General features: G+C 40.4%; 25 protein-coding genes and 1 rRNA gene. 10 read left to right on the top strand and 16 right to left on the bottom strand.

All coding sequences use genetic code 11. From position 1 onward, the window contains the following. Positions 1-24 precede the first annotated feature (24 nt). Positions 25-825: a class I SAM-dependent methyltransferase gene (locus tag O2942_08460; protein MDA0782280.1), complete on the bottom strand. Its 801-nt coding sequence runs from the start codon at positions 823-825 to the stop codon at positions 25-27. A gap of 78 nt (positions 826-903) precedes the next feature. On the opposite strand from O2942_08460, the gene ppa reads away from it, so the two are divergent. Beyond that, on the top strand, positions 904-1,434 hold the full coding sequence (gene ppa, locus O2942_08465) for an inorganic diphosphatase (GenBank protein ID MDA0782281.1): 531 nt from the start codon (positions 904-906) through the stop codon (positions 1,432-1,434). A 124-nt stretch (positions 1,435-1,558) separates the two neighbouring features. Here the strand turns inward: ppa and uvrC are convergent, their stop codons facing one another. Next, complete coding sequence (gene uvrC, locus O2942_08470) at positions 1,559-3,409, bottom strand: excinuclease ABC subunit UvrC (GenBank protein MDA0782282.1); 1,851 nt, start codon at positions 3,407-3,409, stop codon at positions 1,559-1,561. Positions 3,410-3,540: 131 nt separating this feature from the next. Here uvrC and O2942_08475 point away from each other — a divergent pair, with 131 nt between their 5' ends. The 5 genes from O2942_08475 to O2942_08495 all read left to right on the top strand — a co-directional run bounded on the left by O2942_08475 (position 3,541) and on the right by O2942_08495 (position 7,955). Then, on the top strand, positions 3,541-4,014 hold the full coding sequence (locus O2942_08475; GenBank protein ID MDA0782283.1) for a hypothetical protein: 474 nt from the start codon (positions 3,541-3,543) through the stop codon (positions 4,012-4,014). Between the two features lie 178 nt (positions 4,015-4,192). Further along, the gene (locus O2942_08480; GenBank protein MDA0782284.1) at positions 4,193-4,345 is read left to right on the top strand and encodes a hypothetical protein; all 153 of its coding nucleotides are present in this window, start codon (positions 4,193-4,195) and stop codon (positions 4,343-4,345) included. 141 nt (positions 4,346-4,486) lie between these two features. Beyond that, positions 4,487-5,989: ribosomal RNA gene (locus O2942_08485) — 16S ribosomal RNA — on the top strand. A gap of 422 nt (positions 5,990-6,411) precedes the next feature. Further along, a complete protein-coding gene (locus tag O2942_08490) occupies positions 6,412-7,029 on the top strand; it encodes a hypothetical protein (GenBank protein ID MDA0782285.1) in 618 nt (205 codons plus the stop codon). A gap of 323 nt (positions 7,030-7,352) precedes the next feature. Further along, the gene (locus O2942_08495) at positions 7,353-7,955 is read left to right on the top strand and encodes a hypothetical protein (GenBank protein MDA0782286.1); all 603 of its coding nucleotides are present in this window, start codon (positions 7,353-7,355) and stop codon (positions 7,953-7,955) included. A 189-nt stretch (positions 7,956-8,144) separates the two neighbouring features. Here the strand turns inward: O2942_08495 and O2942_08500 are convergent, their stop codons facing one another. Together O2942_08500 and grxC are read right to left on the bottom strand one after the other, a co-directional pair. After that, positions 8,145-8,495, bottom strand: coding sequence for a hypothetical protein (locus tag O2942_08500; protein ID MDA0782287.1), 351 nt, complete (start codon positions 8,493-8,495; stop codon positions 8,145-8,147). Between the two features lie 88 nt (positions 8,496-8,583). Beyond that, a complete protein-coding gene (gene grxC / locus O2942_08505) occupies positions 8,584-8,838 on the bottom strand; it encodes a glutaredoxin 3 (protein MDA0782288.1) in 255 nt (84 codons plus the stop codon). Positions 8,839-8,950: 112 nt separating this feature from the next. Between grxC and uvrB the strand changes: the two genes are divergently transcribed. Further along, a complete protein-coding gene (uvrB, locus tag O2942_08510) occupies positions 8,951-10,927 on the top strand; it encodes an excinuclease ABC subunit UvrB (GenBank protein MDA0782289.1) in 1,977 nt (658 codons plus the stop codon). A 605-nt stretch (positions 10,928-11,532) separates the two neighbouring features. Here the strand turns inward: uvrB and O2942_08515 are convergent. Next, positions 11,533-12,381, bottom strand: a complete 849-nt coding sequence (locus tag O2942_08515) for an SDR family oxidoreductase (protein MDA0782290.1) — start codon at positions 12,379-12,381, stop codon at positions 11,533-11,535. 116 nt (positions 12,382-12,497) lie between these two features. After that, complete coding sequence (locus O2942_08520) at positions 12,498-13,019, bottom strand: GNAT family N-acetyltransferase (GenBank protein ID MDA0782291.1); 522 nt, start codon at positions 13,017-13,019, stop codon at positions 12,498-12,500. A 155-nt stretch (positions 13,020-13,174) separates the two neighbouring features. Between O2942_08520 and addB the strand changes: the two genes are divergently transcribed. Both addB and O2942_08530 read left to right on the top strand, forming a co-directional pair. Continuing rightward, a complete protein-coding gene (gene addB / locus O2942_08525) occupies positions 13,175-16,096 on the top strand; it encodes a double-strand break repair protein AddB (protein ID MDA0782292.1) in 2,922 nt (973 codons plus the stop codon). 132 nt (positions 16,097-16,228) lie between these two features. Further along, the gene (locus tag O2942_08530) at positions 16,229-16,879 is read left to right on the top strand and encodes a hypothetical protein (protein MDA0782293.1); all 651 of its coding nucleotides are present in this window, start codon (positions 16,229-16,231) and stop codon (positions 16,877-16,879) included. Positions 16,880-16,989: 110 nt separating this feature from the next. Here O2942_08530 and O2942_08535 read toward each other — a convergent pair whose 3' ends face one another. From O2942_08535 to O2942_08555, 5 genes are all read right to left on the bottom strand, one after another. Further along, positions 16,990-17,568 carry a CarD family transcriptional regulator gene (locus O2942_08535; protein ID MDA0782294.1) on the bottom strand — a complete coding sequence of 193 codons (579 nt, stop codon included), beginning with the start codon at positions 17,566-17,568 and terminating at the stop codon, positions 16,990-16,992. Positions 17,569-17,748: 180 nt separating this feature from the next. Further along, on the bottom strand, positions 17,749-18,198 hold the full coding sequence (locus O2942_08540; GenBank protein MDA0782295.1) for a DNA polymerase III subunit chi: 450 nt from the start codon (positions 18,196-18,198) through the stop codon (positions 17,749-17,751). Continuing rightward, positions 18,195-18,539: a gamma-glutamyl-gamma-aminobutyrate hydrolase family protein gene (locus O2942_08545; GenBank protein MDA0782296.1), complete on the bottom strand. Its 345-nt coding sequence runs from the start codon at positions 18,537-18,539 to the stop codon at positions 18,195-18,197. Before O2942_08545 ends, O2942_08540 begins: the two co-directional genes overlap by 4 nt. Then, a complete protein-coding gene (locus O2942_08550) occupies positions 18,520-18,663 on the bottom strand; it encodes a hypothetical protein (protein MDA0782297.1) in 144 nt (47 codons plus the stop codon). The genes O2942_08545 and O2942_08550 overlap by 20 nt, the downstream gene beginning before the upstream one ends. A gap of 67 nt (positions 18,664-18,730) precedes the next feature. Next, the gene (locus O2942_08555; GenBank protein ID MDA0782298.1) at positions 18,731-20,218 is read right to left on the bottom strand and encodes a leucyl aminopeptidase; all 1,488 of its coding nucleotides are present in this window, start codon (positions 20,216-20,218) and stop codon (positions 18,731-18,733) included. Positions 20,219-20,322: 104 nt separating this feature from the next. Between O2942_08555 and O2942_08560 the strand changes: the two genes are divergently transcribed. Beyond that, positions 20,323-21,129 (top strand): M48 family metallopeptidase, encoded by an 807-nt coding sequence (locus tag O2942_08560; protein MDA0782299.1) that lies wholly within the window; start codon positions 20,323-20,325, stop codon positions 21,127-21,129. 84 nt (positions 21,130-21,213) lie between these two features. On the opposite strand, the gene O2942_08565 is transcribed toward O2942_08560, so the two are convergent. The 5 genes from O2942_08565 to odhB form a co-directional block, all read right to left on the bottom strand. Next, on the bottom strand, positions 21,214-21,642 hold the full coding sequence (locus O2942_08565) for a nuclear transport factor 2 family protein (protein ID MDA0782300.1): 429 nt from the start codon (positions 21,640-21,642) through the stop codon (positions 21,214-21,216). 35 nt (positions 21,643-21,677) lie between these two features. Beyond that, complete coding sequence (gene lpdA, locus O2942_08570) at positions 21,678-23,081, bottom strand: dihydrolipoyl dehydrogenase (protein ID MDA0782301.1); 1,404 nt, start codon at positions 23,079-23,081, stop codon at positions 21,678-21,680. 91 nt (positions 23,082-23,172) lie between these two features. Beyond that, positions 23,173-23,610: a DNA starvation/stationary phase protection protein gene (locus tag O2942_08575; protein MDA0782302.1), complete on the bottom strand. Its 438-nt coding sequence runs from the start codon at positions 23,608-23,610 to the stop codon at positions 23,173-23,175. Beyond that, positions 23,603-23,881: a hypothetical protein gene (locus O2942_08580; protein MDA0782303.1), complete on the bottom strand. Its 279-nt coding sequence runs from the start codon at positions 23,879-23,881 to the stop codon at positions 23,603-23,605. Before O2942_08580 ends, O2942_08575 begins: the two co-directional genes overlap by 8 nt. 70 nt (positions 23,882-23,951) lie before the next feature. Continuing rightward, the gene (odhB, locus tag O2942_08585; GenBank protein MDA0782304.1) at positions 23,952-25,136 is read right to left on the bottom strand and encodes a 2-oxoglutarate dehydrogenase complex dihydrolipoyllysine-residue succinyltransferase; all 1,185 of its coding nucleotides are present in this window, start codon (positions 25,134-25,136) and stop codon (positions 23,952-23,954) included. Positions 25,137-25,162: the final 26 nt, after the last annotated feature.

A 25,162-nucleotide genomic window follows, 5' to 3' on the forward strand; every position in this document is an offset into this window, starting at 1 on the left:
GTTTTCGCTTGTTTATAGGGGCAATCACCGACTATCATAGGATTTGGAGTCAACCGTATAAACATCAAAACGATTGGCTTTACCCTCCATCATATAAGTAGGGGCTTTATCCATGAGGTGAGGGGACTTTCGCGGACGTTTTACCACTACCCGACGCTTTGCTTTTTCAAGTGATATATCAAGGAGTTTGTCGGAGTCTTCATCAGTACCCAATATATTTTTTAATATACGCATTTCCTTTTTTACCAGAGCCGATTTATCCCTTTGCGGAAACATCGGATCAAGATAAATAATATCAGGTTTTCGGATAAGCGAGGATATATAAGAATAGGAGTCCTCGCAAGTCAGGGACATGTTATTTATTATTGAAGGTATCCCGCCCTCTTTTTTTGCACGAATAAGACCGTCTTGTAAAAGTGCGTTTATTATGGGGCTTCGTTCAACCATGTCCACTTTGCAACCAAGACAGGCAAGAACAAACGAATCCCGCCCCAGACCTGCGGTAGCGTCTAATATATGCGGATTTTTGAACTTATTTAAACCTACAGCCTTTGCTAGCATTTGCGACTTGCCGCCACCGAACTTGCGGCGGTGGTCTGCCTTGCCGGATACAAAATCAACATAGATACTACCGGGTGCGTCCTTACCGGTTTTTTGCAGAGATATTTTTTCAGCGTCTATTACCAGTACCGCAAAATAATCCGTTATGTTCCGTATATCCTGCTCGGCAAGTAGTGGGACTGAAAGTTTTTCAGATAGGATTTTAGCCTCATTTGCAAGCTGTTCGTTTGATATAACGGCGATTTTGTTATTTAAAATAATCATAATTTTAATTGAAAATATAACAATATTAATATATATAAACACAAAATATATCACTTATGAACAAAATAAGGAATTAAAATGGATATCAGTAAAATACCCGTAGGCAAGAAAGCCCCTGAAGAAGTTAATGTTATAATAGAAGTGCCTCTTGGTGCCGACCCTATAAAATATGAAATGGATAAAGAGTCGGGTGCAATTTTTGTAGACCGCTTTTTGCATACTGCTATGCATTATCCTTGTAACTACGGTTTTATTCCTCACACATTATCTGATGACGGTGACCCTGCCGATGTTCTTGTTGTAGGTCGTCGCCCTGTTATACCGGGAGCTGTTATGCCTGTGCGTCCCATAGGTGTGTTGCTTATGGAAGATGAGTCGGGTATGGACGAGAAAGTGTTAGCCGTTCCTGCATCGTCATTACACCCTTTTTATGATGATGTTGATGAATATACGGATCTGCCGAAAGTACTGCTTGACCAGATAGCTCATTTCTTTGAACATTATAAAGACCTTGAGCCTAATAAATGGGTAAAGATAATCGGCTGGAAAGGTAAAAAAGAAGCTCATGAAATTATCAATAAGTCTATTGAAATGGAAAAGGCGGCTTAGTTTCAACAGCAGAAGATTTAAAAATAGTGAAAAGTCGCCTTGGAAAAACTAAGGCGGCTTTTTTTATTAGACTCTAAAGCAATTTAAGTGTGATAAATTCCCACGAGCCATATTGTTTTTACTCTTAATGAAAATAATTATAAATAATTTCAGCCATTTTCTTATCTATTCCCGATGCTTGTTCCAGCTCTTCTAATGTTGCAGCTTTTACATCTTCTGCCGAACCAAAATGATTTAGCAATATCTTTTTGCGTTTTGGACCTATACCCGGAATTTCATCAAATGCGGATTTTGTAACGGACTTAGCCCGTTTGTTCCTGTGTGAACCTATAGCAAAGCGGTGAGCCTCATCACGCAATACTTGCAAAAAATACATAGCAGGGTCGGTTTTCGGCAATGTGAACGAATCCCTTCCCAACATGTGGAATTGTTCTTTGCCCGCATTCCTGTCCACTCCTTTGGAAATACATACGAAAGTAAGATCATCGGTTAAGCCTAAAGAATCAAATACCTTTGTAACCGTGGTCAGATGTCCCGCACCGCCATCTATCAGAACAAGTTCAGGCCATATTCCCGCAGTTTTATCGGGGCATTCCATTTTTAGACGTTTGAAGCGGCGTGTTAAGACTTCTTCCATCATTGCATAATCGTCACCGCCCTTCATGAATTTATTGCGGATATTAAAACGTCGGTATGCCTTCTTATTAAAGCCTTCTTCGTCCGCTACGACCATTGCACCTATCTGATCCTGCCCGAATGTGTGGCTGTTATCATATATCTCTACACGCTTGGGGGGCGATTGCATATTGAACAATTCGGCAAGTTTTCTCAGCATGTCCTTCTGCCTTGTCTTGCCGATAAGTTTTTGCTGCAAAGCAGCTTTTGCATTGCGGTTAGCCTCATCAAGAAGTTTTTTCTTATCGCCTGATTTAGGTATGGTTATCCTTACTTTATAATTGGCACTATCGGAAAAAAATTCCTCAAGAAATTCCTTATCCTCAATATTCTCGGATATGATTATATCCTTAGGAGGAATATTATTGTCCTGATAATATTGGCATAAAAAGGCATTCAATATATCGCTATCGGACTGTTCAGCGGTGTTTTTAGGAAAGAATGAGCGGTTGCCGTAATGCTGTCCGCCCCTATAGAAAAACACCTGAATACAGGCTACGCCACCTTCATTGGCAATCCCTATAATGTCAGCGTCATTTAATGTGGTCACACCGATTGTCTGTTTTGCCTGAACCTGATTAAGTGCCTTTATGCGGTCACGATAGACAGCAGCTTTTTCATAATTGAACTTACGGCTTTCCTCTTCCATTTTCCGGACTAGTTCTTCTTGAATGGCACGGCTCTTGCCGCTCATGAAATCATTAGCCTGTTTTACCAAAATTGCATATTCTTCCTTTGATATATAATCAACACACGGAGCAGAACATCTTTTTATCTGATATTCAAGGCATGGTCTTTGGCGGTTGTTAAAATAACTATCGGAGCATGGACGTAGCAAAAACGCTTTTTGTAAATCTGATATTGCCGTATTTACCGCTCCTGCCGATGCAAAAGGGCCGTAATATTTACCCTTTGTTTTTCTTGCTCCGCGATGCTTTACAACTCTTGGGAAATCTTTTTCAGACTCTATCAGGATAAACGGATAGGTCTTGCCGTCCTTTAACAGTATATTATAACGAGGCTCGAATTTTTTTATCAGGTTGGATTCAAGTAGTAATGCCTCTGCCTCAGTCTTGGTGGTAATAAACTCTACTTTTTTTACGTTGGAGATCATTGCTTGTATGCGATATTCAAGCCGTTCGGGGCGTGTATAATTTACTACCCTTTTCGCCAGATTCTTTGCCTTGCCGACATAAAGAACTGTTCCGCCCTCATCTATCATTTTGTAGATACCGGGGGAGGTGGGCATCGCCTCCAGATGCTTTTTTATTATTTTTATTCCGTTTTTGATGTTGGTCATTTTTAGTTTTTCAATTTTTATATCCGGTAAGTATACCTAAAAAAAGAAAATTATAGAACAGTAATATATTGACATTGATGTTTTAATAAATAAATTCCAACAAAATAAGTGTAATTTATAGGGTAAAATAAATGGCGGATGATAGATTCCACAAGAACATGAACGCAGCGTTTTTAGGGCTATTTGCCGGTATGAAAGTTGCCGATAATTATTCACAGAAAGCTTTTGATGAAGGTAAGGTTGTACAAGGTGCGGCAATAATGACGGTATGTGCAGTTGCCGGAGCTTTTTTCGGCATCATTAATAATGATGCTATTTACCAAACGGCACATGATGAAGGTAACCGATATAATATAAGTAGTACTACTGAAAATAAAAAGAGACTTGCCGTTGCGGGAGCTTTGGCCGGAGCTGATATAGCCAATAGTTTTTTGCCGGATATTTATAAAAAAGAATTACCTGAGATAGGTTATAGTATCGTTGCTGCAAGTGCTGTCGCCGGAGGGGCTTTAGGATATCTAAATAGTATATTAACTGAAAATGAAGCGTTGAGTCATGCTAACGTAATTTTAAATGAAAGGACTAACAATACTATTGAGCGATAATTTTTAGGAAAAATATGATTAACGCTAAAGGAGTGATGTAGAACGGATATTATTCTCAGCTTTGTTAGAATTTACTATAAACGATGTTATGATTAGGCTAATTATTAGTTAATCGTATATTTAAATTATAGTCGCAATTAAATTGTACGTACGTTAAAATCTTGTTTTTTATAGATTTGTGAAAAAAAATGCAAAAAAGTTTAAATTAGTGTTTGACAGGTTGGAAAGAAATGCGTATAACACACCTCCCGACACGATGCAAAACGCATTTAAGTGTCAGCAAGGTGAGATGTTTGAAATTGTAAATGAAGAAGAGAAACAAAGGCGGTAGCGTACTAAATAATACATTTTGTACGTTGTTGTCTAAGTTTTAAATAACGAACTTTATTGGTTTTATATCAATATAAGTCAGCGCAACAATGTGCGGAAAAAAGAAATTTTTTCTGTCAATTAATTGACAGGACAAACTACTCAACTTGAGAGTTTGATCCTGGCTCAGAACGAACGCTGGCGGTATGCTTTACACATGCAAGTCGAACGAGTATGGACCTAGCTTGCTAGGGACCCAGCTAGTGGCAAACGGGTGAGTAACGCGTGGGAACCTACCTTATAGTATGGAATAGTCTTGGGAAACCGGGTTTAATACCATATACGCTCTACGGAGGAAAGATTTATCGCTATAAGATGGGCCCGCGTTAGATTAGTTTGTTGGTGAGGTAATGGCTCACCAAGACTACGATCTATAGCTGGTTTGAGAGGATGATCAGCCACACTGGGACTGAGACACGGCCCAGACTCCTACGGGAGGCAGCAGTGGGGAATATTGGACAATGGGGGAAACCCTGATCCAGCAATACCGCGTGAGTGATGAAGGCCTTAGGGTTGTAAAACTCTTTCAGTAGGGAAGATAATGACGGTACCTACAGAAGAAGCACCGGCTAACTCCGTGCCAGCAGCCGCGGTAATACGGAGGGTGCAAGCGTTGTTCGGAATTACTGGGCGTAAAGCGCGCGTAGGCGGCTTGGAAAGTTGGAAGTGAAAGCCCAGGGCTCAACCCTGGAATTGCTTTCAAAACTATCAAGCTAGAGTATGGTAGGGGATAGTAGAATTCCTAGTGTAGGGGTGAAATCCGTAGATATTAGGAGGAATACCAGAAGCGAAGGCGACTATCTGGGCCATTACTGACGCTAAGGCGCGAAAGCGTGGGGAGCGAACGGGATTAGATACCCCGGTAGTCCACGCCGTAAACGATGGATGCTAGTTATTGGGGCAATTTGCTTCGGTGACGCAGCTAACGCGTTAAGCATCCCGCCTGGGGAGTACGGTCGCAAGATTAAAACTCAAAGGAATTGACGGGGACCCGCACAAGCGGTGGAGCATGTGGTTTAATTCGATGCAACGCGAAGAACCTTACCACCTTTTGACATCTGGATCGCGGAACATGTAATGTGTTCCTTCAGTTCGGCTGGATCCAAGACAGGTGTTGCATGGCTGTCGTCAGCTCGTGTCGTGAGATGTTGGGTTAAGTCCCGCAACGAGCGCAACCCCTACCCTTAGTTACCAGCGGTTCGGCCGGGCACTCTAAGGGGACTGCCCGTGATAAGCGGGAGGAAGGTGGGGATGACGTCAAGTCATCATGGCCCTTACAAGGTGGGCTACACACGTGCTACAATGGCGGTGACAATGGGTTGCTACACAGCGATGTGATGCTAATCTCAAAAAGCCGTCTCAGTTCGGATTGGAGTCTGCAACTCGACTCCATGAAGTCGGAATCGCTAGTAATCGTGGATCAGCATGCCACGGTGAATACGTTCCCGGGTCTTGTACACACTGCCCGTCACGCCATGGGAGTTGGTTCTACCTGAATTGGCTAAGCTAACCTTTTAGGAGGCAGGTCAACACGGTAGGGTCAGCGACTGGGGTGAAGTCGTAACAAGGTAGCCGTTGGGGAACCAGTGGCTGGATTACCTCCTTTCAGACATTTGATGTTAGCTTCTGTTTTTTAGCAGAAAATACTAACATCTATAAGTCAATGAACATAGTATCGCTACCGTCTTTGCTTCTCTTTTTTAATTACAGTTTATTCTAAACGCATCAATCAAACACAAAATAATAATGTTTAACATATTGTTATACGTTAATTAACTTAATCCCTTTGCGAATTATAAGTTATCTATGGTGTTATATATTTCATTCATTTTTATAGTATTTACCGTTTTCAATAATTATACGTCAATCGTACAGCTCATATCGCCTTGATTTCCTATAATTTTCTACGAAAATTCTAGAAATGACAAACTATGACACTTCTTGCTTGCAATACCGTTTGTAATAAAAGCTTAACAAGGGTGCGTTAAAATATATATAGTCATAATATGTAAAGAAAAATTGGGCGATATGGATAAAAAAACAGAAAACGGTATTTTATATAAAGAGAAACAATCCAAACTAAAAGGGAGAATGGTTAGTTTTGCCGACGATCCGGTTTCAGGAAAGCCGGTTACGACAGAACATGAGAATAATATTGAAGGATATGTAGACGACATGGCCGCAAGAAAAGAGCATATAGATATTATAATAAACAGTATTCGTAGCGATCCTATGGAGCGTTATGCAATGAAAAACGATGTTCGTGATTTGAAAATGGAGTGGAAGAGAGAGGCGGAACAAAACAAAACGGAATTAGATGTCGATTCTTCTTATGAGACCGAAAACCAAAGGGATAATAAAATTCGGGAAACGGCTGAACAAAAAAGTGATTTGTCGGTTTATCAGGAGGCAAATTTCGGTATGACAGTTATGGTACTAGATGAGAAGGAAATGGAGTCCGAGCAAAATACAACGAAAAGCCAAAGAGAAGGTAATAAACATCGAAGGCAACAATCTCGTGGAACTCAAGATTTTGAATCAATCTTCTCAAGTAAAGAAGGTAAGGAAACAAAATGGGCTGATGCCGTTAAGAATGAATCCGATAATAAAGAAAAATCCAATAGGGATAAGTCGCCTTCTTTTTGAGATAAAATTGCAAAAAAAGCGAAAACGCTATATTACGGCGTGACAGGTTCTTCACGAGATTGGGTAAGTCGTTGATTAAGAATATTCCCGTACCGTGATAGATGTTTTACTTTCGTATAGTTGATAATGAAATGAGGTTAATAAGAGTTCTGCATCAGAAACAAGATTTTTCTTCAAAGTCTTTTGATTAAAAGTTCCTATGACCAAACTACTGCGTATAATTGTCTTTATTTCATAAATTATCTCTTTAATGGTTATATAAGATCCTTGTTGACAAAAATCAATAAATGTAGTAAAAACGGGACATTGGGGAGGGGCTAGGTATGGAAGGAAAAGATAGATTTTTGTTAGTGTGTGATAGAAAAGATTTAGTCATCAAGTCAGGGTATTGTCGTTTACGAGATAAGTATGACATACCTGATGAAAATATTATATTTTGGAAAAACCAACCAACTGAGGATGATATTAGAGCAATATCTAGTATTTCAAGGAATCAGCGTCTTTGCATAGTGGCACACGGTGATTCGGATTGTAAGGGAATAGCTGCAAAACCTCATGATTCATCAAACAGACATGTTAAAACTGAAAAGAAATCAGCATCAGATGTCGCTGATAAGTTATCTGAAATGGGATTAAGAGAAGCCGGTATTCTAAGATTCGAATCCTGTTTTAGTTCCAGCGAGTTTTTACATGATTTTCATAATGCTGCTAAAGACCGAGGAATCAACTTTGGCTATATTAGTGGATATGAAGGTGCACTTGCATCAAGCATCTTTCGACCGGGAAAGCCGACAGGTGTTTCATTGCACGTTCCACAAAGAATGAGAGAAAAAATGACACCTGAATCTATACAAAAATATAATGATATTCTCAGTATACCTAATGGTCATTTTTTCCTTTCTCAAAAAAACTATCAAGTGCAGTAATAAAAGGTGATATTGATATAGAGTTTCCCGGAACCAGATATACAGGATCAGGAACGGTCTGGGCTAACAAAGTGAGTCGTAATACAGAACCACCAACAAGAGGTTAAAAATCTTGGTATTGCTAGCTAATCATAGTTATTTTGCAAAAGAGAAGTGTATATAAAATTGCAAAAAAGCGAAAACGCTATATTACCGCTCTCTGCCAGGATTGTTATTACGTTGCTGATTAATCCGTTCCTGAAACGTATCGTCCTGCTGTACTTCTTGTGGCGGCTGGGGGGCTTGTGCCGGTGGTGCCGGTTGCGGAACATCAGGATTCGGAATCCTTGCCTCTATTATCCTTTGCAATCTTGGAGCCTGATTAGGAGCCGGATTGTTACGGGGCGGCTCAAAAGCATCCCTTAATTCTTGTTCTCTCGCCTGACGATCTCTTTGGCGTGCAGCCTGCCTTTGCTCTTCGACGGAGTCATCTGAAACTACCCTTGATATTTGATTTTGTTCGTTATTGCCGTTCTGACCGTTCTGACCGTTTCTATCCATGCTATATTACCCTATTTGTTGTATGCCGCATTATAGTATAGTAACACAAATGAATCATGCATTCAATGTTCAAATGTATTGTTGTCAATTAACCGGCAAGCAACTCATCAAGTTTTCCCTTGCTTTCAAGCTCATACAGGTCATCAGCACCGCCTACATGGGTATCGCCTATATATATTTGCGGAACTGTTCTTGCACCGCCTGTTTTTTCTATCATTGCGTCACGGTCTTCGGTTTTGCTTACATCAATTTCCTTAAAATCAGCACCTTTTTTCTTTAGAAGCATTTTTGCCCTTACGCAGTGTGGGCAAACTTGTGTGCTATATATTGTTACTTTTTGCATGTCTGATTCCTTACTTTATCCGGTAAATATTTATTAATTATATTTAACATGTTTTTAGTTAAGATGACAATTATTAATATACATGTATATTAGCAAAAAAAACAAAACAAATATGGCTAAAAAATTCCAATTAAATTCTAAATTCAAACCGGCAGGTGACCAGCCTGTTGCAATAGAAAGGCTCGTAAGCGGTATGAATAACGGAGAGCAAAATCAAGTTCTGCTCGGTGTTACAGGTTCGGGCAAAACTTTCACTATGGCAAATATTATCCAACAAACTCAACGCCCAACCCTGATAATGGCACATAACAAAACTCTTGCGGCTCAGTTATATTCGGAAATGAAGGAATTTTTCCCCAATAATGCAGTTGAATATTTCGTATCGTACTATGATTATTACCAGCCTGAGGCATATATAGCAAAAACAGATACTTATATAGAAAAGGATTCTTCCATCAACGAGCAGATAGATTTGCTCAGGCACTCGGCGACAAGGTCTATGTTAGAAAGGAGAGATGTTATTGTAGTGGCATCGGTTTCGTGTATCTACGGTATCGGTTCGCCGGAGCTTTATTATCAGATGACAATTCCTTTAAAGGTTGGTGATGAAATAAATCAATCGGGATTTACCAAGCAGCTAATAGAGCTTGCATATGAAAGAAACGATATAAATTTTGTGCGTGGTGCGTTCAGGGTAAGGGGTGATATTATAGATATATTCCCGTCACATTATGCCGATATGGCATGGCGGCTTTCGTTCTTTGGCAATGAGTTGGAGGAGATAAGCGAGTTTGACCCGCTTACAGGCGAGAAAATAGCCGATTTAGATGAAGTTGTGATATATGCCAACAGCCACTATGTTACTCCACGTCCTACGTTATTGCAGGCTATCAAGGAAATAAAGGTTGAATTAAAAGAACGCCTGAAATTCTTAGAGGAAAGCAACAAGTTAGTCGAAGCCCAACGTCTTGAGCAAAGGACTATGTTTGATATGGAGATGATAAGAGAAACAGGCTCTTGTAAAGGTATCGAAAATTATTCGAGATATTTATCAGGCAGGAATTCGGGGGAACACCCTCCTACTTTGTTTGAGTATCTGCCGGATAATGCCATGTTGTTCATTGATGAAAGCCATGTTACGACACCGCAGGTGGGGGCTATGTATAAGGGCGATAGGTCACGCAAAAATAATCTTGTAGAGCATGGGTTCAGGCTGTCATCTGCTCGGGATAACAGACCGCTCAAATTCGAAGAGTGGAACAATATGCGTCCGCAGACATTGTTTGTATCGGCAACACCGGGAGTGTTTGAGCTTGACTTAACGGGAGGAGAATTTGTTGAACAGCTTATCCGCCCGACGGGGCTTATCGACCCTGAATGTGTTATCAAACCTGTGGGAACGCAAGTTGATGATGTTATAAAAGAATGTAAAAAAGTTGCTAAAAAAGGCTATAGAACCCTTATTACAACACTTACCAAACGCATGGCGGAGGACTTGTCAAACTACCTACAAGAGGCAGGGTTGAATGTGACATACATGCACTCTGATATCCAGACATTGGAGCGTACCGAAATAATTCAGGATTTAAGGCGTGGTGTACATGATGTGTTGGTCGGGGTTAACCTACTGCGTGAGGGATTGGATATTCCCGAATGTGGATTGGTGGCAATTATGGACGCTGATAAGGAAGGCTTCCTGCGTTCGGAAACATCTTTGATACAGACAATAGGGCGTGCAGCAAGGAATGTGGACGGCTATGTTATTTTATATGCAGATAAGATTACCAAATCCATGAAAAAGGCGTTAGATGAAACCGACCGCCGCCGTGAGGCACAAAAAGCATTCAATAAGGAACACGGAATAACACCTGCTTCCATACAGAAAAGCATCGCCGAATCTATCAAAGTTGATGAAAAAGAGGATAAACAGAAAAAGCCTGTTTTAAAAGGCAAAGAACTAGAGAAATATATCAATAAACTACAAAAACAAATGATGGAAGCCGCATCAAACCTTGAGTTTGAAAGAGCGGCAGAGCTTAGGGACGAGCTGCATAAGCTTGAGAATAAGGAATTGGGGATTAGGGCTTAGTTTTAAAAAACATGTTTCATACTCCGGCTTGACCGGAGTATCCAAAAAAGCATAGATATGTATGTGCCTTGCTCATGCTCTTTTTTACTCCTTAGACCCTATGGTCAAGCCATAGGGTGGCGTATAGGTGGTTTTTAGAAAATTTCTTCTTCTTTCTCTAAATCAATAAACATTTGCAGGGCAGGGGGCATCCAATAATCCGTCTCCTCCCAGAATAATGCTTAGTAATTTTAAGAAGTGTTCCGCAAAGAAATAAAGAATAGATGGTAGATAAATCATTATTGTTATAAGCCAATACATGGGACTTCTAAAACATGTTTTTCTTTTTCTGATACTATACCTCATGTGTAATATTAGTAGAATTACGAGAGATGCTACTATTTGGATAGTAGTATGAACGCCGTGTTGTAGTAAGGAGATTAAGTAACATACTATTGCGGCTTCTTCTACTTTGTTAGGTAGTTTAACTGAATCTGAGGCAATAGTTGTGTTGATGCTTATAAATATGAGAGCGGTATGAAGTAAAATGAATAGCACATGTATTTTTTTCATAAAATTAATCCTTATCAATATTTATACTTTACGATAAAGCAATAGGGTGAAATTTACAAACACCCCTCCAGCCCCGATTTATAATCGGGATATTTTAATTTAACGCCAAGTTCTTCCTTTATTTTTTTATTGGAAACCCTGCGGTTGCTCATATAGAAGCTGCGAGCCATGGGGGATAGGTCGGCTTGTTCAAAAGGTACTAGTTCAGGTGGCTTGATGCCAATCAACTTAGCCGCATATTCAACTACCTCTGCCTGAGGGCAGGGGTGGTCATCGGCACAGTTATATATTGATGATGGGTGTGGCTTTTCAATAGAGGCTGTTAATATTTGAGCTATATCCTCAACATGTATGCGGGAGAAAACCTGTCCATGCTTGTCGATACGCCTTGCCGTACCGTGCTTTAAAGATTCAATGGAGCTTCGCCCTTTGCCGTAAATGCCTGCGAGGCGGAATATATGGACGGGCAATCCTGATTCCAGCCATGCGTTTTCAGCTTCAACCCTGTATCGTGAACGGTCATTAGGCGGATTTGTCGGGGTTTCTTCATCTACCCATTGTCCCTGCCGGTCGCCATAAACTCCCGTAGTCGATAAATAACCTACCCATTTTAAATCGGGTAGTTTTTTCAAATCATCAAGATGGTAATTCAATACTATATCGCCTTCTTCATTGGGAGGTATTGAAGTTAGGATATGCGTTACCGAGTTAAAATCCCACAGATTATCAAGCGGTAAGTCATAGTCAAAAATATGCGGAGTGATACCGAGCGTTTTTAATTTCGGGAATTTTTCCGTAGTGCGGCATGTCCCTGAAACACGCTGACCCTGAGCCAACAAGCCTTTGGCAAGTTGTGTTGCACTATAGCCTAGTCCGAAGCAAAATAAGTGGTTTTGTTGCATGTTACCCTTATGACTTAGATTCGCCGGTCGTTGCCGTCGAATAACATTATAGATGCATTGTCATACACCGACTTGATCGGTGTATCCATAAATTTTTGGAAAAAGTTAATACTATACTAGTCAACCGAATATTGCATTATTATCGTATCCATCGGTTCATTGAACTTCCAACCCACCTTCTTTAAGTGACCGACTTTCTCAAATCCGCAGGATTGATGCAAGCCAAAAGACGCTACGCTATCTTCCGAATGACCGTGACGCAATGTTATAACGGCGATTATCTGCTTGTAATTCATTTGCTTTACCTTTGCGACAAGACCTTTTAGCAAGCTTTTACCAAGCCCCTTATTATGGTAACCTTCTTCAATATATACCGATTCTTCCACGGTAGAGCGGTAGCCGCTACGCTGTCTGTAAGGAAATGCATAGGCGTAACCGCGTATCTTGTTATCATAGCCGGCAACTAAAAAAGGCAGACCCCTGTCAGTGGCATCACGCCACCTTCTTGTTATCTCTAATACGGAAGGAGCTTCTTCCTCAAATGTTGCAGGGCTTTTCTCAACATAATAGGCGTATATAGACGCAATTGCTTTCATGTCCCCTTCCTCTGCCTGACGGATAATAATTCCTGTAGTCATCTTTGCTTCTTATTTTTATTAAGCTTAAAATATAGTATCGTTATTTTTATTAAGCTATCATTATTATTAATACATAATATTTCTGTTCGAACATTCTACCAAAATGCCGTATTTTTTCCGTTTATTAATCGGTAAATTAAGGTTATAAGAATGTTATGTATAAGAACATCTATAATATACCTGCCGGTCTTCCGTTTCTTGATAGCTTAGCTGCAAACACCTTAAGGCTGTATGCCGATGACCCTCTGGTGTTCTCCAATATCTCCATATTTCTTCCTAGTCGCAGGGCTTGTAAGGAACTTGCGGAGGCATTTTTGCGGGTAAGCGGCGGCAAGCCTATGTTGTTACCGCAAATACAGCCTTTAGGCGATATTGATGATGATGAGCTGCTATTTTTAGGTTATATTGAACGTGACAATGACATACCGAATGTTATTTCACCCGTAAAACAACGCCTGTTGCTTACCGAACTGATAGAAAAATGGCAAACCGCCCAAAAAACCGATGAAAAGATAACAATACCGCAAGCGGCACATCTGGCTATAGAGCTTTCGTCATTTTTGTCCGAAGTGCAAAAACAGCAATTATCCTTTAACGATATAGAAAAGATAGTACCTGACGAATTATCAAGGCACTGGCAGATAACACTGGATTTTCTGCACATACTGATAGAAAAATGGCCGCAGATACTAAAAGAAAATAATGCCGTTGATGTTAATACCCAAAGGAATATATCTTTAAAAGCACAAGCGGATTATTGGCAGAAAAATCCGTCTGAATATCCTGTAATAGCAGCGGGTTCTACCGGCTCTATACCTGCTACCGCACAGCTTCTTAAGGTGATATCGCAAATGCCGAACGGTCAGGTTATTCTACCGGGGTTGGATATGCATATGGATAATGATGCATGGGAAAAAATAGAGCAGACCCACCCGCAATACGGCTTAAAGAACCTTCTGGAAATAATCGGTATCAGCCGTAATGAGGTAAAAAAATATGATTGTACGGTAGGTAGTGCCGTTGACAGAGATGCTTTGATATCGGTCATGATGCTGCCTGCCGCTGTTACGGATAAATGGAGCAATTCGGTAAAAATTGAAAATAGCCATTTAAAAGGTATAGAGGTTATAGAGGCATCGGGATTGCAGGAGGAGGCAACAATAATAGCCTTAAAAATGAAAGAGATACTGCAACAGCCTGAAAAAACGGCGGCACTTATTACCAACAGGCGTGATCTGGCAAAAAGAGTTTCGGGCATATTGCAAAAGTGGAATGTGCAGATAGATGATTCGGCAGGTTCTCATCTTAATGCCGTGCCGCAGGCGGTTTTCCTGAGGTTGCTGGCTACGATGGTGGCAGATAGGGGTGAAAATTCGGTTTCGCTACTAGGACTGCTGAAAAACCCTTATGCAAATTGCGGATTGAGTGCGAAAGAATTCAAGGATAATGTCAGAAAGCTGGAAATGGCATGTATGAGGGGAATCAGGAACTCTGAAGGCTTTAAGGGATATTATAACAAGATAGATTCAAAATTAAGCAAACGGCTAAAAAATGTTGAAGAAATTCTACAGCCGATGTTCAAATTAATGTCACGTGACCGGATAGCATTTGATGAAATGCTAAAAACCCATATAGAGGTGGCTCAGAATATGGCTGCCGATGATAAGGCTGATGGTGTTGAGCGTCTGTGGAGTTCGGACAGCGGAGGACAGTTAAAGGATTTTCTGGACGAGCTGCTAATCTCGTCAAAGGATTTTAAGCAGATAGACCCTACGGATTATTTGGGGTTATTAGATGCCCTCCTTACGGGACAAACATACAGACCGCAATACGGCTCACACCCAAGACTGCATATATTAAGCCCGATAGAGGCAAGAATGTTGCGGTTCGACCTTGTTATACTGGGTGAGTTGAACGAAGGGGAATGGCCGTTGTCGGGAAAAAGCGACCCGTGGATGAGCAGACCCATGCGAGATGATTTCGGGCTGCCGCTGCCTGAAAAGAAAATAGGTCAGTCAGCCCATGATTTCGTGCAGTTATTGTCATCGGAAAATGTGCTTATAACACGCTCTGAAAAACTTGACGGAACTCAGACAATACCTTCACGCTGGCTGCTCAGGCTAGATGCAGTTTTGAATATTACCGGAAATCAGGACGCACTAAAACCGAAACTACCGTGGGTAAAATGGGCAAGGCTGTTAAATAAGGCAGATAGCTATTTGAAGATGGAAGCCCCATGCCCTAACCCGCCTGTTGAGTGTAGACCGAGGAAATTATCGGTTACTTCCATAGAAAAATTAATGCGTGACCCATACCGGATATACGCAAATAAAATACTGCACTTAAAGAAACTTGATGAAATAGATAAAGAACCCGGTGGTGCTGAGTTCGGTAACTTCGTGCATGACGCATTAGAAGAGTTCGTAAAACAATATGATTCCATAAAACCTGAAGACCGTTATACATACCTACTAGAACTTGGACGCAATATATTGCAAAAAGAAAACCTGAAATCAGCTATAGTATCGTTCTGGTTTCCTAGGTTTGAAAGGATAGCGGCATGGATAGTGCAAAATGAAGAAAAAAGACGAGAAAATAATATAGAAGTGCTTACCGAAATAAAAGGTAAATACAATATAATATACGGTGATGAGATATTTACGTTAGAGGCAAGAGCCGACAGGGTAGAAATAGATGACGAAGGCAACATATGCATCGTGGATTATAAAACAGGTACTCCGCCTTCTGCAAAAGAAGTGAAGCTGGGACTTTCACCGCAAATGACATTAGAAGGCGTAATCGCCCAAAAAGGCGGTTTCGATAGGGAGGGGAAAGTTAAATCCCTTGAATACTGGAAGCTTTCGGGCGGGCAAAAAGATACGCAGAGCAAATATGCAGGTTATAAAAACGCAGAAGAGTTGGCATCATTGCTAGAAGATGCCGAAAGCGGTGTAAGAAGCCTGATAGAAGTTATGTTCTTTAAAGAACATCCGTTCCTTAGCATACCCAACAAAGAAAAAGAAATTACCTATAACGACTATGAGCATCTGGAGCGAGTCAAAGAGTGGGGCGAATAAAGTTTACTTATATTAGTTGTTGATAACAAATTGTTAACTTTTTGATGTTATGGTTAAAACAATGTCTTAAGATAAATTTTGACATTTACTATAAAAGTAAGTAACTTTTGGTTGAATTGAAGGAGGAATTTTATGCATAAGCGTTTTATAGACAGACCTAATGCAAAGCAGATAGTATCTAGTACGGAGGGATTTAAGCTTAGAACCTACGGTTCATACGTGGTTTGGGTTTGCCTTTCATTAATAATACTGGCGGCGGCAGCTAAATTTATTATATCGGATACCGCTACAAATATGTTTGACGATAATAATACTTTAACGGTAGCCGACATATTAGTTTCTATTATAATAATGGCAATTGCCGCTATGGTGTTCGGGGCTTATCTGATATATAATCTGATGAAGTTAAAAGATGTCATAAATATGACGGAGTTTCAGGCTGCATTATTCGCAAGTTCAATGAGGACGCATACACTTTTATGTTGTATCGTGGATTCCAATAAAAACGTAATATATGCGGATTCCGATGCTATGCGTTTATTCAAAAATAAAGATAATGACGTGGAAAAATTAAGGGATATTTTAGCTTATGACGGATTATCGGACGGAAATAAGGCAAAAATAGACCTTGCCGTTGTTAATGCTAAAAAAGAAGAGGTAAGCATTAACTACAAAAATATAAAAGGTGAGAGTGTTGATGCCATATTGGTCGTCGATCCTATCGAAAGACCGAAAGGTTTCAGTGTTATAAGATGTTATGACCTAAAAGAAAAAGTCGTTTAAAATTATTTGAATTTTCTCCTTGGATTTGATTATTTAACTATCCTCCGCAATCGCAGAGGATAGTTTTTTGTGTTATGCAGAGGCTTACAAAATGAAAAATACTATATAGCTTATGCCGCCTCAAACTCGTCCTCTTCTATCACAACAACATCATCATCAACGCTTGATTTAGATGAAGCTACGGCAGAAGCTTTTCTGGCTTTTAATATTGTTATCAGGTTATTTGTAGCTTCTTCGGTAGTTACTTCATTTACAGCCGCAAATTCACCTGCCAAACGACCTAATGCCGACTCATAAATAACTCTTTCCGAATATGAACGGTCGGGGTCATCAACATTTTTATGCAGGTCACGTACAACTTCTGCGATGTTGATTATACTTCCCGAATTGATTTTATCTTCATATTCTTTTGCCCTACGACTCCACATGCCACGCCCCGGACGTGCACGTCCCTTTAAGATGGAAACAGCTTTTTTAACATCATTATCATTACTCAATACACGCAGACCCGAAGCTCTCGCTCTTTTTACAGGAACACGAAGGGTCATTTTATCTTTTGGAAAATCAATAACAAAAAGCTTAAGCTCATGCCCTGCTACACTCTGACTTTCTTCCGATACGATTTTACCTACACCATGCGCCGGGTAAACTACTTTCCCGCCGACTTTAAATTCAGCTACATCTGACATATTCAAACTCCGTAAATATTATAAATTACTTATTGGTAATTTAGCTTTTCAGTCTGTCCGAGACTAAAAATTCAATCGGGAGTATATCACAAAATCAGAGCAAAATAAACCCCTATCTGATACATTTTGCAAAAAAATGCTAAATATATGTAAAAAAACTACCTTATATCTAACATTTTACTATGCCTTTGCTTCCCAGCCGCCCTTAGGTGTTTGCTGCCAATATGTAACTTCATGACCGATTGACTTAAATTCTTTCCAATGTACCCTTGCAGCTTTTAGTTGCGATTCGTCATTTCCGTCGAACATATAAATGCATTTTTCAAAATCATTAAGGTTATCTATAGTGGCATTTTCCACCATAGCCAAAATGGTTGCACCGTTAGCATTTTCATTTGAGGCGGTTAAATAGATAGGCTGTTCATCTTCGAACCCGTCGCCTTTTGCTCCATGCGGCAAGAAGAATTTGGTAGTATATGTCCACATTTCCTTATTTAGCTGTTCAACCCTGATATCATCGGTCAGTTGCACCATAACCCTTTTATCTGCCATGATAGCTTTTTCCAGCAATTTTGGCAGGGCTTTGCCTACGGGTAGTTTTGTCAGATGGTAAAAATTAATCATGGTCATTTTGTTGCCTTTATAAACTCTTTAAATAATCTTCTTTGTTTTGTACTATATATCATAAATTCAGGGTGCCATTGAACGCCCATAATGAACATCTTTTCTAAATCATCACTTTCAATTGCCTGCACCATTTTATTCTCGTCATGGGCTGTTATGGCAAGCCTCTTGCCAAGTTCATCTACTGCCTGATGGTGCATACTATTTACAAGGATTTTCTCAGATGTAAATATATTCCATAGAAAACTGTTATTTTTTACTTCAACATCACGCCTGACCAGTATTTTTCCTATTATACTATCAGTAGGAATGAAATTTTCATAAAAGTCACGTGCGTTTTGGTGCATAGTGTCCAAGCACTTTACGGATTATTTTAGTGATTTGCTCAATCGGCATTCCTGAAAACTCAAGTTCAAAACCTACCTTCCTCTTTTCGCCTGTATAATTCTTCTCAGGAATATTATTTGTCATACAACACCTTATAAAACAATCCCCACATAAATGCGGGGATTGTTTTGTTATAAAAGGAAATTAAATCCTATTCCTCATAATTATCATTTACGAACTTATCCAGCAACCTTACACCGAATCCGGTAGCACCTTTAGGGCAGACACCTTTTGCCTTTTTTGTCCACGCTACACCTGCAATATCCAGATGCGCCCAAGGAGTATCATTTTCGATGAAGCGTTGCAGGAACTGGGCGGCGGTTATACTGCCTGCACCACGTCCGGCACTGATATTTTGCATATCTGCAATCGGCGAATCAAGCATTTTGTCATATGCACTACCAAGCGGAAACCTCCATAATTTTTCATCGGTTTTTTCACCCGCTTTAGACAGCTTTTTACTTAGCTTATCATCATTTGAGAACAAACCTGCATATTCCTCACCAAGTGCTATTACGATAGCTCCGGTTAGGGTTGCAAGGTCAATAATTAGCTGAGGGTTGTGTTTTTGCTGTACATATGTAAGTATGTCGGCAAGTACAAGCCTCCCTTCGGCATCGGTATTTAAAACTTCTACAGTCTGACCGGACATAGATGTAACAACGTCGCTCGGTCTTTGTGCGTTATGTCCCGGCATATTTTCAACAAGTCCGACTATACCTACGGCATTTGCCTTTGCTTTACGTCCGGCTAATGCTTTTAGCAGCCCCACTACGGCAGCGGAACCGCCCATATCGTATTTCATGTCCTCCATACCAAGTGCAGGCTTTATCGAGATACCGCCGGTATCAAATGTCACTCCCTTGCCTACGAATGCTAACGGCTGACTTTTAGGGTCACCTCCGTTATATTCCATAACCACAACATGCGATTCACGTATTGAACCCTGTCCCACTCCGAGCAACGCTCCCATACCTAATTTTTCCAGTTGTTTAGCACCCAATACGGTTACCTTTACACCCAGCCCGGAAAGTTCTTCCTTTATTATTTTTGCATAGCTTTCAGGATAAAGCTTATTAGGTGGCTCGGTAACTACGTCACGGGACAGGAAAACCCCGTCAGCTATCATCTGTAATTTATTGAAGTCCGATTCTGCCTTTGACCTATTATCGACAATAACATCAAGAACCCTCAGGGTAGGAAGACTTTCAGGCTTTTCTTTTGTTTTATATTTACCGAACCTGTATGAGCGTAAGACAGCCCCATATGCTATATTAGTTGCTATATCATCAACATCTTCCACACCTTCGACTATAATAGCGGCATTTTCAGCTTTAACGGAGTTAAGCCCTACATATACGGCAGCTCCCACTTCCTGTGATGCGACATCGTTTATTTTCTTTTCTTTACCTAGTCCTACAAGAAGTATCTGGTTATATTTTACACCTGACGGTGCTACAATTGATAATAGCTCTTTTTTTTCGCCTTTGAACTTTCTGGTTTTTAAGGCTTTTTTTATGGCGTTGTCAGCTTCTTTATTTATTTTCTCTGCGTGTTCGCCCAGCTTTAGCGAGTCGGTAACGGTAACGACTACAGCGTCACAATTTACATTTAACTTATCGGAAAAAGTAATTTTCATATTAATACCTTTAAATTTTTTATTTATTTCATTATAATTTATAGCTCAAAACATAAGAAATCAACGGATAATATATAATTCCTTTGTAAATGAAAGAGGTTGTCATGCATAAAATCATATATCTCATATTAGCGGCAATATTTGTTACGTCATGTGTAAAGCCTACAACTAATTATCCTTCTATGACGCTTGCCGAGATAGAAGCAGAGAAACGATATCAGCAAAGCCTTGTTAATAAAAAAGAAATTGAAAGTCGTACACAGCAGATGGACAAAAAACTAAGGCATCAGGAACTGCTTTTCAGCGTTGCTAAGAAAATAATGCCTGCCGGTGCGGATTTATGTAACGAACTTGGCAAGAGTTCCGGTGGCTGCGTGTATGAATTCAAGCTTGATAAATCAAAAGAAATAAATGCCTATGCCGACGGTAAAAATATAATAGTCACCGAAGGCATGATGGACTTTGCCCGCGACCCAAATGACCTTGCGGTTGTTTTAGGGCATGAATATGCCCATAACATAATGGGGCATATCAGGGCAAAGCAGCAAAATATAGGTATCGGCAGCGTATTCGGTTCGTTAGTCGATGTATTGGCTAGTAGTCAGGGAGTTTCAACGGGAGGTGTTTTCGGTGACTTAGGCACAATGGCAGGTGCTTACGGTTATTCGAAAGAATTTGAAAAAGAAGCTGATTATGTAGGTCTTTATATCACGGAAAAGGCAGGTTACGATATAGACAAAGCTCCTGATTTTTGGCGTAAAATGTCCTTGAGAGATAGCAATTCCATCAATAACGGCTTTACGCACCCGACCAATCCCGAACGATATATTGCACTTGGTAAGGTAATACGTGAAATAAAACGTAAAAAACAATCTGCACAAGCAATGCTTCCCGATATCAGGATAAACTAGGCACGTGCCGATGAGAGCGATGCACGAAAATGTTCGGAGAAGATAGGGAATCGGTATGAGAGAGGAGTTTTTAATAAACGAGCATTATTTATCAAAAGCTATTTGGTTGGTTTCGCAATTTACCGGAAAGGAAATATGTTCATGTATACACTTCCAGACACCATTTTCTTTTTGGAAACAAACCGTTCCTCTTATCCATGAATTTGCCATTTCTTCAGGTACGGGTGCGGTCATTCCCGATATACGGCTTTTAAAATGAGCAACTGCCATGTTGTCGGTTGCCTGAATCTTCATGTCCTTATATTCTGCTTTGGGTTTATCGAAAAAATCAAAGCACTGTTTCCACAGATCTTTTAATCCCTGAACGCTATCAACCGTTACACTAACATCAAACATTCGGTACTCATCGGCATAGTCCTTGTGCATTGCTTCAAGGTCTTTATTGGATAGTGCCTCAGACCATGTTTTTATTGCTTCTTCTACCTCTTTTACTGATTGCGGGTTATTTTTCATATCATCAACCTAAAATTATTTAAATAAAAAAAATATTACATATGAATAGGCTTGAAGAATGTATCCAGTGCCGCTTCTTTTATAGCCTCGTTTAAATCAGGGTGTGAGTGACAAATACGTGCGATATCCTCAGATGATGCCCTGTAAGTCATAGCAACCGATGCCTCACCTATCAAAGTTCCTGCCTGCGGACCTATAATATGAACACCAAGCACCTCATCGGTTTCCTTATCTGCGAGAATCTTTACGAAGCCGTCTTTTTCATCAACCGTTCTTGCACGTGAATTAGCCATGAACGGGAATTTGCCCTTATTATAAGAAACTCCCGCCTCTTTTAATTGTTCCTCGGTCTTGCCTATCATAGCAACTTCAGGGTGGGTATAAATAACGCTCGGCACTAAGTCATAGTCAACATGACCTGCTTGTCCTGCCATTATCTCAACTGCCGCAACACCGTCTTCTTCAGCCTTATGGGCGAGCATAGGGCCTGCAATAACATCGCCTATTGCCCAGATGCCGTCAATATTCGTCTTGAAATGCCCGTCAGTTTCAATACGACCCCTATCGTCTAATTTAACGCCTACTTCTTTTAAGCCCAGACCTTCAGTATAAGGCTTGCGTCCGATAGCAACTAACACAACGTCGGCAGATAATTTTTCTGCGTCTCCGCCTTTGGCAGGCTCAACATTCAGTTCAACACCTTTAGCCGATGCTTTAGCGGAAGTTACTTTACTACCGAGTTTGAAGTTTATACCCTGTTTTTCCAGAATTTTTTGGAATGTTTTACTAACTTCGCCGTCCATAGGGGGAAGTATTTTATCAAGGTACTCTACAACGGTTACTTCCGCTCCCAGCCTACGCCAGACAGAGCCAAGCTCAAGACCGATAACGCCGCCACCAATTACTACCATTTTTTTCGGCACTTCCGTCAGGTGGATAGCGTGGTCGGAAGAAACTATCTTCTTGCCGTCAATCTCTACTCCCGGAAGGTTTGCAACCTCGGAACCGGTAGCTATCAAAATATTTTTAGCAGTTATTTTTTCAGACTTGCCTTTGGCAGGTTTTACCGTAACTTCACCCTTAGCCGTTATCTCACCTGTGCCTACAAAATATTTTACCTTGTTCTTGGCAAAAAGCCCTTCGATTCCTTTGGTAAGCCCCTCTACGATATCGTCCTTATGCTTCTGCATTTTTTTTACATCAATAGAAAGACCGCTTGCTTTAATGCCGTGATTTGCAAAATTATGAGTTGCCTCTTCATATAAATGCGAAGAGTTCAATAGAGCCTTTGAAGGGATACAGCCTACATTCAGGCATGTTCCGCCAAGCGTGCCGCGTTTTTCAACACAAGCTACCTTCATACCGAGCTGTGATGCTTTTATAGCGGCAACATATCCGCCCGGTCCTCCGCCAATAACTACTAAATCAAAATCTGACATTTTTATTCCTTTCGTTGCTAGTTCGTACTCTCACTCTACCCCCTCCTTTATGGAGAGGGAATTTATGTAGAGTTACAGAGTATTGTTAAAATTATAGTGAGCTTTCCAGCATCCACTTGTTTTTTTCATGCGTTGCAATGCGACCTATCATAAGGTCTGCCGTTGCTTCATCATTTTGGTTTTGAGCTTCTTTTAAAGCTACATTCAGCGAATCAATAATCTTTTTCTGGTCGCTTGCAAGTTCTTTTACCATATTTTGTGCAGACGGAGGGGAATCAGGTGCTTCTGAAATATTTGTCAGTGAAGAAAACTGCCTGAAACTACCCGGAGCAAATTCTCCAAGTGTCCTTATCCTTTCGGCTATATCGTCATTTGCGGCAAACAGGTCGTTATATTGAGCCTCAAAAAGAGTATGTAGAGACCGGAAGTTAGAACCTGTAACGTTCCAATGGAAGTTCTGTGTTTTAAGGTAAAGAGTATAGCTGTCTGCCAATACTATTTTTAATTTTGCTACTGGTGAATTACTCATAATTTTTTCCTTTGTTTTTTAATTTCCACCATTTTACCAAACCGTAAGCACTTATCAAGAACCAGAATACCTCAATAATCACCGATGGCAAGTTCCATGTATGTAGTAATGATATGAATATCAACAATGAGCCTACAAGATTCATAAAAGAATATGCAAAACTATGTTTATGCAGCCTATCCGATTGAATCATAAAGTAGGCAAGCAATATCAAAGTAACACCGCATGTGCCTATTATGTTGAATATTATATTTAGGGTTTCAGGTTGCATAAGTATTATCCGTAATATTTGCCCTCACCCTATCCCCCTCCCAAAAGGAAAGGGGACTTATAAGGCTTATTTAAATATCCAACAATAACCTTCTAGGGTCTTCAATAGCTTCCTTAATCTTAACAAGGAAAGTTACCGCTTCACCGCCGTCAATTATTCTATGGTCATATGATAAGGCAATATACATCATAGGACGTATTTTAACTTCACCGTCAATTGCCATAGGACGATCCTGAATCTTATGCAGACCCAAAATACCGGTTTGCGGAGGATTGATTATCGGGGTAGACAATAATGAACCGTAAACACCACCGTTGGATATAGTGAAAGTTCCGCCCGTCATATCTTCCATTGTAAGCTTGCCGTCACGGGCTTTCTTGCCTAGGTTAACTATTTCTTGCTCAACTCCTGCAAATGATAATCTGTCGGCATCACGCAAAACTGGAACTACCAACCCTTGAGGCGTTCCAACCGCAATAGAGATATCGTAGTGATTTTTGTATATTATCTCATCACCTTGTATCTCGGCGTTAACAGCCGGTATTTCCTTTAATGCCTTAATCGCAGCTTTAGCAAAGAATGACATGAAACCAAGCTTTACATCATTCTTTTTTAGGAAGTCGTCTTTGTAAGTGTTACGAAGTTCCATAACGTTGGTCATGTCAACTTCGTTAAAAGTAGTTAAAATTGCAGCAGTGTTCTGTGAATCTTTCAAGCGTTGAGCTATTTTCTGGCGAAGCTTCGTCATTTTAACACGTTCTTCGCGAGGTCCCGCAGGTGCAGGTGAAACACCGCCAATACCGCCTGTAGATACTGCATTTAGTGCGTCAGCCTTAGTAACACGACCGTCTTTACCCGTACCTGACGATAAATTCAGATTATTCTCCGTAGCTATTTTTTGTGCCGCAGGAGAAAGAACGGCAGAACTTTTGCCGGAAGAAGAAGGAGCGGCAGCTTTTGCAGGTGCGGCTTCCTCTTTCTTTGAATCTTCTTTTTTACCGCCGCCTGATTTTGCAGCTTTCTCATCAATTGAGCCTATCACAGCACCGACTTTTACAGTATCGCCCACAGCGAACTTAAATGCCTGAAGAACACCCGCCGAAGGAGCGTTAACCTCCAAAGTTACTTTGTCGGTTTCAAGCTCGACAAGCATCTCGTCCTGCTCAACGTAATCACCTTCTGATTTACACCAATTAGCGATTGTAGCTTCCGATACCGATTCTCCAAGTGGTGGTACTTTAATTTCAATTGTCATTGTTATTATCTCCTAGTTATCCCTTT

The sequence above is a fragment of the Pseudomonadota bacterium genome, from assembly GCA_027620075.1.
In the GTDB taxonomy this organism is placed as follows: Bacteria; Pseudomonadota; Alphaproteobacteria; order Rickettsiales; family UBA6187; genus 1-14-0-20-39-49.

Coding starts and splice junctions, on each gene's coding strand:
- grxC (MDA0782288.1), bottom strand. CDS start 8,838: ATGCAAAAAGTAACAATATATAGCACACAAGTTTGCCCACACTGCGTA.
- O2942_08555 (MDA0782298.1), bottom strand. CDS start 20,218: ATGAAAATTACTTTTTCCGATAAGTTAAATGTAAATTGTGACGCTGTA.
- O2942_08545 (MDA0782296.1), bottom strand. CDS start 18,539: ATGCACCAAAACGCACGTGACTTTTATGAAAATTTCATTCCTACTGAT.
- O2942_08535 (MDA0782294.1), bottom strand. CDS start 17,568: ATGTCAGATGTAGCTGAATTTAAAGTCGGCGGGAAAGTAGTTTACCCG.
- uvrC (MDA0782282.1), bottom strand. CDS start 3,409: ATGACCAACATCAAAAACGGAATAAAAATAATAAAAAAGCATCTGGAG.
- ppa (MDA0782281.1), top strand. CDS start 904: ATGGATATCAGTAAAATACCCGTAGGCAAGAAAGCCCCTGAAGAAGTT.
- O2942_08500 (MDA0782287.1), bottom strand. CDS start 8,495: ATGGATAGAAACGGTCAGAACGGTCAGAACGGCAATAACGAACAAAAT.
- odhB (MDA0782304.1), bottom strand. CDS start 25,136: ATGACAATTGAAATTAAAGTACCACCACTTGGAGAATCGGTATCGGAA.
- O2942_08575 (MDA0782302.1), bottom strand. CDS start 23,610: ATGAGTAATTCACCAGTAGCAAAATTAAAAATAGTATTGGCAGACAGC.
- O2942_08475 (MDA0782283.1), top strand. CDS start 3,541: ATGGCGGATGATAGATTCCACAAGAACATGAACGCAGCGTTTTTAGGG.
- O2942_08495 (MDA0782286.1), top strand. CDS start 7,353: ATGGAAGGAAAAGATAGATTTTTGTTAGTGTGTGATAGAAAAGATTTA.
- O2942_08550 (MDA0782297.1), bottom strand. CDS start 18,663: ATGACAAATAATATTCCTGAGAAGAATTATACAGGCGAAAAGAGGAAG.
- O2942_08530 (MDA0782293.1), top strand. CDS start 16,229: ATGCATAAGCGTTTTATAGACAGACCTAATGCAAAGCAGATAGTATCT.
- O2942_08490 (MDA0782285.1), top strand. CDS start 6,412: ATGGATAAAAAAACAGAAAACGGTATTTTATATAAAGAGAAACAATCC.
- lpdA (MDA0782301.1), bottom strand. CDS start 23,081: ATGTCAGATTTTGATTTAGTAGTTATTGGCGGAGGACCGGGCGGATAT.
- O2942_08565 (MDA0782300.1), bottom strand. CDS start 21,642: ATGAAAAATAACCCGCAATCAGTAAAAGAGGTAGAAGAAGCAATAAAA.
- O2942_08560 (MDA0782299.1), top strand. CDS start 20,323: ATGCATAAAATCATATATCTCATATTAGCGGCAATATTTGTTACGTCA.
- O2942_08520 (MDA0782291.1), bottom strand. CDS start 13,019: ATGACTACAGGAATTATTATCCGTCAGGCAGAGGAAGGGGACATGAAA.
- O2942_08540 (MDA0782295.1), bottom strand. CDS start 18,198: ATGACCATGATTAATTTTTACCATCTGACAAAACTACCCGTAGGCAAA.
- uvrB (MDA0782289.1), top strand. CDS start 8,951: ATGGCTAAAAAATTCCAATTAAATTCTAAATTCAAACCGGCAGGTGAC.
- O2942_08580 (MDA0782303.1), bottom strand. CDS start 23,881: ATGCAACCTGAAACCCTAAATATAATATTCAACATAATAGGCACATGC.
- O2942_08460 (MDA0782280.1), bottom strand. CDS start 825: ATGATTATTTTAAATAACAAAATCGCCGTTATATCAAACGAACAGCTT.
- addB (MDA0782292.1), top strand. CDS start 13,175: ATGTATAAGAACATCTATAATATACCTGCCGGTCTTCCGTTTCTTGAT.
- O2942_08515 (MDA0782290.1), bottom strand. CDS start 12,381: ATGCAACAAAACCACTTATTTTGCTTCGGACTAGGCTATAGTGCAACA.